The 6992-nt window shown below is 66.2% G+C and carries 5 protein-coding genes; all 5 read right to left on the bottom strand.

Annotation, left to right across the window (positions count from 1 at the left end; all coding sequences use genetic code 11):
• Positions 1–334 precede the first annotated feature (334 nt).
• Complete coding sequence (gene bamA / locus DBR20_RS10790) at positions 335–2698, bottom strand: outer membrane protein assembly factor BamA (RefSeq protein ID WP_108266175.1); 2364 nt, start codon at positions 2696–2698, stop codon at positions 335–337.
• Positions 2699–2772: 74 nt separating this feature from the next.
• Entirely contained in the window at positions 2773–4131 is a 1359-nt protein-coding gene (gene rseP, locus DBR20_RS10785; RefSeq protein ID WP_100464274.1) for an RIP metalloprotease RseP, read from the bottom strand.
• A gap of 55 nt (positions 4132–4186) precedes the next feature.
• On the bottom strand, positions 4187–5377 hold the full coding sequence (locus DBR20_RS10780; RefSeq protein ID WP_108266174.1) for a 1-deoxy-D-xylulose-5-phosphate reductoisomerase: 1191 nt from the start codon (positions 5375–5377) through the stop codon (positions 4187–4189).
• Positions 5378–5379: 2 nt separating this feature from the next.
• A complete protein-coding gene (locus DBR20_RS10775) occupies positions 5380–6216 on the bottom strand; it encodes a phosphatidate cytidylyltransferase (protein ID WP_025877667.1) in 837 nt (278 codons plus the stop codon).
• Positions 6213–6980 (bottom strand): polyprenyl diphosphate synthase, encoded by a 768-nt coding sequence (gene uppS / locus DBR20_RS10770; RefSeq protein WP_100464280.1) that lies wholly within the window; start codon positions 6978–6980, stop codon positions 6213–6215. The genes DBR20_RS10775 and uppS overlap by 4 nt, the downstream gene beginning before the upstream one ends.
• Between the last annotated feature and the right edge of the window lie 12 nt (positions 6981–6992).

Here is a 6992-nt window from a genome sequence, read left to right as displayed (position 1 = left end):
GCGGACGGGTGGGGCCCGCGAGGGACGGCGCAAGTACGTCCATGTAGCCTTGGTCGCCGCATCCATGCGGCTCACACCCTCGCAGGCCCCACCCGTCCGCCCTCCGACGGCGTGGCGCGAGTGCCAGCCACGGAAAAACAGGAAAGATCAAGAGCGGAGCGCTCGCTTCCGCCAACCCGTCTAAACGAAAACGCCGGGCAATGCCCGGCGATTCGAGACCCGTCTGGTGGAGAGCCCCCCTTCTGCAAAGGGGGGGCGCGCCAGCGGCGCGGGGGATAGGTGAAATGCGCGGGCAATTCACCGGAGGTGGATCAGTTCTGAGGAACGTCGTTCCTCAGAACTGGCCACCGAACGTGAATTGCAGGCGTTCGATCTCGTCGCCGTCCTTCTTCTTCAGCGGGAACGCGTAGCTGATCGAGATCGGGCCGACTGGGGCGCGCCACAGCAGGGCCACACCGGTGGACACGCGCAGCTCGTTGGCCTTGAAGTTGTCGGTGCCGTTGTAGACGTTGCCGAAGTCGACGAAGGCCGACACGCGGGCCGACGGGCTGTCGAACAGGCGCGGGAAGTAGGCTTCGACCGAACCGACGGTCTTCAGCGAACCACCCAGCGGCTGGCCGTTCGGGTAGCCGCTGGTGACTTCACGCGGGCCGAGGGTGTTGTCCTCGAAACCACGCACCGAGTTGGTACCACCGGCGTAGAAGTTCTCGTAGAACGGCAGGCCCGATGCGGTGACGGTACGGGTGGTGCCGTCGCCGTTGTCGATCACGCGGGTCTTGTCATTGCCGTAGGCATCACCGTAGCCGATTTCGGCGCGGGTGTTGATCACCAGCGAGGGGATGATCGGCCAGTACTTGCTGATCTGGTAGTTCAGCTTGTAGTACTCGATGGTCGAACCCGGCAGGGTGGTTTCCAGGCCCACGCGCTGGTAGGTACCGCGGGTCGGCATGAAGTAGTCGTTGCGCGAGTCGCGCGCCCAGCCCAGTTCCGTGCGCCATGCATGGAAGGTGCGGCTGCCGACGGCATCGATGTAGTCGATGATCGATTTCGGAGTCGAGCCCGCATACGTGGTGATCTGGTTGCTGTCGATGCCGAACATCAGCGAGACGGTGTCGGTCTCGGTGATCGGCACGCCGAACACCACCTGCGCCGAACCGTTGGTGCTGTTGTACTGCGCGGTGTTGAAGTCGGAGTAGTCCAGTTCGCGCCAGGACAGGTTGTAGCCCAGCGAGACGCCGTCATCGGTGAAGTACGGGTTGGTGTAGCTGAAGCCGTAGCGCTGCAGGTAGCTGCTGCGCGAGGCTTCGACCGACACGCGGTTGCCGCCGCCGAGGAAGTTGTTCTGCGACAGCTGCACCGAGGTGGTCATGCCGTAGGACTGCGAATAACCCAGGCCGAACACGAAGCTGCCCGAGGTGGTTTCCTTGACGTTGTAGACGACGTCGACCTGGTCGTTGCTGCCGCTGACGGCCGGGGTCTCGACTTCGACGCCTTCAAAGTAGCCCAGGCGCTGCAGGCGGATCTTGGAACGGTCGATGGCGGCCTGCGAATACCAGCTGTTCTCGAACTGGCGCATTTCGCGGCGCATCACCTCGTCGGAGGTGCGGGTGTTGCCCTTGAAGATGATGCGGCGGACGGTCACGCGCGGGCCGGGCACGACCTGCATGTTGACCGCCACGGTCTGCTCGGCGCGGTTGGTGGTCGGAATCGGGTTCACCTTGGCGAAGGCGTAACCGATGTTGGACAGCGAGTTGGTGATCGAGTCGGAGCTGAACTCCAGCAGCGCACGCGAGAACGTGTCGCCGGACTTCTGCACGACCATGCGCTCGACGTCTTCCTGCGGCAGGATCGTATCGCCGCTCACCTTGATCTCGGAGATCTTGTACTGGTCACCTTCGGTCACGCCGGCGGTGATGAACATGTCGCGCTTGTCGGGGCTGATCGAGACCTGCGTCGAGTCGATGCTGAAGTCGACATAGCCGCGGTCCAGGTACCAGGAGTTGAGCTTCTCCAGGTCGCCGGACAGCTTTTCCTTGGAGTACTGGTCGTCACGGCGGTACCACGACGCCCAGTTGTGCTCCTTGGACTCCCAGTATTCCAGGATGTCCTTGCTCTCGTACTTCTCGGTGCCGACGATGTTGACGTGGCGGATCTTGGCCGCCTTGCCTTCCTTGATCGCGATGGCGATGTCGACACGGTTGCGGTCCAGCGGGCTCACCGTCGGGGTGATGTCGACGGTGTATTTGCCACGATCGTTGTACTGGCGGCGAAGTTCCTGGGTCACGCGGTCCAGGCTCAGGCGATCGAAGGTGCCGCCTTCGGTCAGGCCGATGTCGGACAGGCCCTTGAGCAGCTGGTCGGACTTGATGTCCTTGTTGCCGGTGACGGTCAGCTTGTTGATCGCCGGACGTTCCTTGACGGTCACCACCAGGATGCTGCCCTGGCGATCCAGCTGCACGTCTTCGAAGAAACCGGTCTTGTACAGGGCGCGGATGGTCTCGCCGACCTTGCTGTCGGTGACGGTTTCGCCACGCTCGACCGGCAGGTAGGTGAACACCGTACCGGAGCTGATGCGCTGCAGGCCGTCGACGCGGATGTCGCTGACAGTGAAGGGCTCGGCTGCCTGGGCCAGGGCGGGAGCGCCGGTGACGGCGGCGAGGGCGAGGGCCAGCAGGCGGCGATTGGGGAGTCGCGTCATGTCACGTCCGGTAGGAAGGTCGATTGCATTGGTAAGGGATGCCGACGCTGTAGACGGCAAAAACATGGAAAAGTTCATCGCGGGACCAGGCCGAGGATGTCGTTGTAGAACGCCAATCCCATCAGCCCGGCCAGCAACGCCAGGCCGATGTATTGGCCGGCGGCGACGGCACGCTCGCTCAGCGGGCTGCCCTTGACCAACTCGATAAGGTAATACAGCAGGTGGCCGCCGTCCAAGATGGGGATCGGCAGCAGGTTGATGATGCACAGGCTCAGCGACAGCAGGGCGAGGAACTGGATGAACCAATCCACGCCCCGTTTGGCCGAAATATTGGCGACCCGGGCAATGGTGACCGGGCCGGAAACGTTCTGCAGCGAGGCTTTGCCGGTGACGATCCGGCCCATCATGGCCAGTGAATCGGCGGCCATCCTGCCGGTTTCACGTACCGCCACCGTCACCGACTGCAGCGGGCCGAACTTGAGCAGGGTGTCGTAGGCAGGGCTGTAGCTCTTGGCAAAGCCGGCGCCGATCTGCCAGGTGGGCTGGCCCTTGCCGTCCTTGCCCTGGCGCGGGGTGATCTCCAGCGCCAGGCGCTCGCCACCACGCAGCACCTCGATCATCGCCGGGCCACCACGGCGGCCGAGGCTGCCCACTTCGCTGATGGCCTGCTCGACGCTGTCGATGCGCTGGCCGTCGATCGCCACGATCAGATCGCCGGTCTGCAGGTGACCTTCCGCAGCCGAACCCTTCACGATGTTGTCCACCAGCGGCGGCTGCAGCCATGCGCGCCAGTACACGCCGGCCAGGATCGGAACCCGGCGTTCATCGAAGCCGGCCGGCAGCTGTGACAGCGGCAGGGTGCGCGAGCGCAGCTGGTCTGCGGGGTCGAGAACCTGCAGGGTCACGTCGCGACGGTCCATCGCCGCCGCGGTCAGGGCCATGCTGGCCTCACCCAGGGTGATCACATCACGGCCGTCCACGCTCAGCAGGCGGTCGCCGCTGCCGAGCCCGGCCGTGGCGGCCATGCCCGTAGCGCGGCCCACGGTTGCGGAATAGTCCTGCTTGCCGATCACGAACATCGCCCACAGCAGCAGGATGCACAGCAGCAGGTTGGCGACAGGGCCGGCCGCCACAATGGCGATGCGCTGCCACACGGTCTTGTGGTTGAAGGCCTGGCCGCGCTCGTGCGGATGGACCTCGACTTCGCGTTCGTCGAGGAATTTCACATAGCCGCCCAGCGGGATGGCGGCGATGGCGAACTCGGTGCCATGGCGGTCGCGGCGCGACCACAGCGGACGGCCGAAGCCGACCGAGAAGCGCAGCACCTTGACCCCGCACAGGCGCCCGACCCAGTAATGCCCGAATTCGTGGAAGGTGACCAGCAGCCCAAGGCTCACGATCATCCACCAGACCGATCCGATGAAGTCAGTCATGCAGGTTCACATTGGCGGACACGGGCGGCGGCGTCATACGGGATGGGTGCGCTGTTCAGGTGGCGGCGATGGCGTTCAGGGTCAGCTGGCGGGCCCGCTGGTCGGCGGACAACAGAACCTCAAGTGTATCGGCTGGTTCGGTCGGCAGTGTTGAAAGAGCGTTAGCAACCAGCGTCGGAATGGTCAGGAAGCCTATGCGGCCCTGAAGAAACGCTGAAACAGCCTCTTCGTTGGCGGCGTTCAGCACCGCCGGGGCGGTACCACCGGCGCGCATCGCCTGCCACGCCAGGGCCAGACAGGGGAAGGCGTCGGTGTCGGGGGCCTCGAAATCCAGCCGACCCTGGGTCAGCAGGTCCAGACCGGACACGCCCGATTCGATCCGTTGCGGCCAGCCCAGGCCCACCGCCAGGGTAGTGCGCATGTCCGGCAGGCCCATCTGCGCCAGCGTGGAGCCGTCAACGAACTCCACCAGCGAATGCACCAGGCTCTGCGGGTGCACCAGCACCTCGATGCGCTCGCCGGGGATGCCGAACAGATGATGGGCCTCGATCACTTCCAGGCCTTTATTCATCAACGTCGCCGAATCGACCGAGATCTTCGGCCCCATCGACCACTTCGGGTGCGCCACGGCCTGAGCCGGGGTGACCTCCTGCAGTTCGGCGCGGCTGCGACCCCGGAACGGTCCACCCGAGGCGGTCAGCAGGATGCGGCGCACGCCGGCACCGTCAAGGCTGGCATCACGTGAACGCAGGCACTGGAAGATCGCACTGTGCTCGCTGTCGATCGGGATGATCTCGGCGCCGGCACGTTCGGCGGTACGGGTCAGCAGTTCGCCGGCCAGTACCAGTGATTCCTTGTTGGCCAGCAGGATGCGCTTGCCGGCCGCAGCGGCGGCCAGGGTCGAGGACAGGCCGGCGGCGCCGACGATCGCGGCAACCACGGTATCGCAGGCGTCACTGGCGGCAAGCTGGTCCAGCGCGGCATGGCCGGCGTGGGCCTGGGTGGCCAGGCCGGCGTCGCGCAGGCCGTCGCGCAGTTCGGCATACAGGGTTTCGTCGGCGATCACCGCATGCGCGGGCCGGTGCTGCCGGCACAGGGCCAGCAGCGCCTGTACCTGGCGGCCGGCGGCGAGCACGGTGGCCTGGTAACGCAGCGGATGGCGGGCGATCACGTCAAGCGTGGAGGCACCAATCGAGCCGGTGGCGCCGAATACGGCGACCCGGCGCAGGTCTGCAGCAGCATCCATGGTCAGAACCCGAAGATTTCCTTGCCCAGTGCGAACACCGGGATGGCCGCCAGCACGCCGTCGACGCGGTCGAGCACGCCGCCGTGGCCGGGGATCAGGTGGCCTGAATCCTTGGCGCCGGCATGGCGCTTGATCAGGCTTTCAAACAGGTCGCCCAGTACCGAGGCGAACACGGCCACCACCGAGGTGACCAGCAGGCCCGGCAGGTGCGCGGCATCGATGCCGGCCAGCCAGCCCAGGCCGACGGCCACTGCGACACCGGCGATCAGCCCACCGACAAGGCCTTCCCAGGTCTTGTTCGGGCTGATCCGCGGTGCCAGCTTGTGCTTGCCGAAGTGACGGCCGGCGAAGTAGGCGCCCGAATCAGCGGCCCAGACCAGCGCCAGCGCGGCCAGCAGCCACAGGTGGCCCTGATGGCCCGGCGGGTCGCCGCCGGCATGGATCAGCACCAGCGCCGCCCACGCCGGCACGATCGCCAGGGTGCCCGCCAGCAGCTTGAGGATGCGCGCCGGACTGCCGGGCTGCGCGCCGAAGTTGAAGAAGCGCAGCCACACCAGCGCGCCCAGCCACCATGCCACGCCCACCAGGGTCGCGATCTGGAACAGCACCAGGGTGCCGGCATCGGCCCACACCAGCAGCACCATCAACACCAGGTTGAGGACCAGCAGCACGGTGCGGGCGAGGGTGTCTTCGACATCGGCCAGTTTCAGCCATTCCCACAGGCCGATCAGCAGCACGGCAGCAGCGGCGGCGGCCAGCCATTGCGTGGGCAGCAACAGGATCGCAGCAATGGCGACCGGCGCCATGATCAGCGCGGCGAGGACTCGGGTCTTGGTCATGGGCTGGACGTCTCGGTGGCCAGGGCGGCGATCTGGGCGCTGGTCAGGCCGAAGCGGCGCTCACGGCTGGCATAGGCATCCAGCGCCAGCTGCAGCTGCGCGGCGTCGAAATCCGGCCACAGCGCTTCGGTGAACCACAGCTCGGTATAGGCCAGCTGCCACAGCAGGAAATTGCTGATGCGGGTATCGCCGCCGGTGCGGATGAACAGGTCCGGTGGCGGCAGGTCGGCAAGAGCCACCTGTCGCCCCAGCAGGGATTCGTCGATCTGCTCGGGAAGCAGGCGGCCGGCGGCCACTTCAACGGCCAGTGCGCGTGCGGCACGGGCAATGTCCTGACGGCCACCATAGCTGGCAGCAATCGACAGGGTCAGGGCACTGTTGTCGGCAGTGCGCTGTTCGGCCAGCTGCATGCGGCTGACCAGCCCGGCGCCGAAGCGCTCGCGTTCGCCGATGAAGCGCACGCGCACACCGCGCCGATGCAGCTCGTCCACTTCGCGATCGAGCGCGCCGAGGAACAGTTTCATCAACGCATCGACTTCTTCCTGCGGCCGACCCCAGTTCTCGCTGGAGAACGCGAACAGGGTCAGCGCCGGAATGCCCAGTTCCAGGCAGCGCTCGATGGTGCGGTTGACCGCACGCGCACCGGCCCGATGGCCGATCACGCGGGGGCGACGGCGCTGCTGTGCCCAACGCCCGTTGCCATCCATGATGATGGCAACGTGGCGCGGCAGGGCGGCCGGCAGGGGGGGCGGGACTGAAGGCATCGACTTCAGACC

This window comes from Stenotrophomonas sp. HMWF023 (assembly GCF_003060985.1).
Taxonomy (GTDB): Bacteria; Pseudomonadota; Gammaproteobacteria; order Xanthomonadales; family Xanthomonadaceae; genus Stenotrophomonas; species Stenotrophomonas lactitubi.
Note: the sequence above shows the minus strand (reverse complement) of the source record. Positions and strands in the feature narration are given on the sequence as shown.

What these genes read in the sequence shown, in the direction of transcription:
- DBR20_RS10775 (WP_025877667.1), bottom strand. Translation starts at nt 6,216, where the DNA reads ATGACCAAGACCCGAGTCCTCGCCGCGCTGATCATGGCGCCGGTCGCC.
- rseP (WP_100464274.1), bottom strand. Translation starts at nt 4,131, where the DNA reads ATGACTGACTTCATCGGATCGGTCTGGTGGATGATCGTGAGCCTTGGG.
- DBR20_RS10780 (WP_108266174.1), bottom strand. Translation starts at nt 5,377, where the DNA reads ATGGATGCTGCTGCAGACCTGCGCCGGGTCGCCGTATTCGGCGCCACC.
- uppS (WP_100464280.1), bottom strand. Translation starts at nt 6,980, where the DNA reads ATGCCTTCAGTCCCGCCCCCCCTGCCGGCCGCCCTGCCGCGCCACGTT.
- bamA (WP_108266175.1), bottom strand. Translation starts at nt 2,698, where the DNA reads ATGACGCGACTCCCCAATCGCCGCCTGCTGGCCCTCGCCCTCGCCGCC.